General features: G+C 66.0%; 1 protein-coding gene. It reads right to left on the bottom strand.

Going from position 1 to position 303, the window contains the following annotated elements:
• Positions 1 to 303: PAS domain-containing protein (locus tag J0A65_RS26935; protein WP_206597226.1), on the bottom strand; the 303-nt coding region annotated here is incomplete at both ends.

The raw sequence follows: 303 nt of genomic DNA, 5'->3' as shown, positions 1-303 counted from the left end.
AGGCCCAGCGGGGTCTCCAGGGCCTGTTCACGCAGGTAGCCGGTCTTGGCGCGGATGCCCTGTTCGGTCTGCTCTTCGACATAGCGGGCGATCCCCGCTGCCAGGCAGGCCTGTGGATGCTGGCCGACCATGGCCTGGGCGCTGCAGCCGAACAGGCGCTCGGCCTGCGGGTTGGCCAGCAGGATTTCCCCGGATTGCGGGTTCCTGACGATCAGGCTGGCGGGAATGTTGCCGATCACCGAGTCGAGAAAGCGCGACAGGTTGCTCATCTCCTCGCTGTAGCTTTCCGCCAGTTCCTTGGCC

Origin of the sequence: Bowmanella yangjiangensis (genome assembly GCF_017255015.1) — a bacterium.
Taxonomy (GTDB): domain Bacteria; phylum Pseudomonadota; class Gammaproteobacteria; order Enterobacterales; family Alteromonadaceae; genus Bowmanella; species Bowmanella yangjiangensis.
This window is presented reverse-complemented; position numbering and strand designations above follow the sequence as displayed.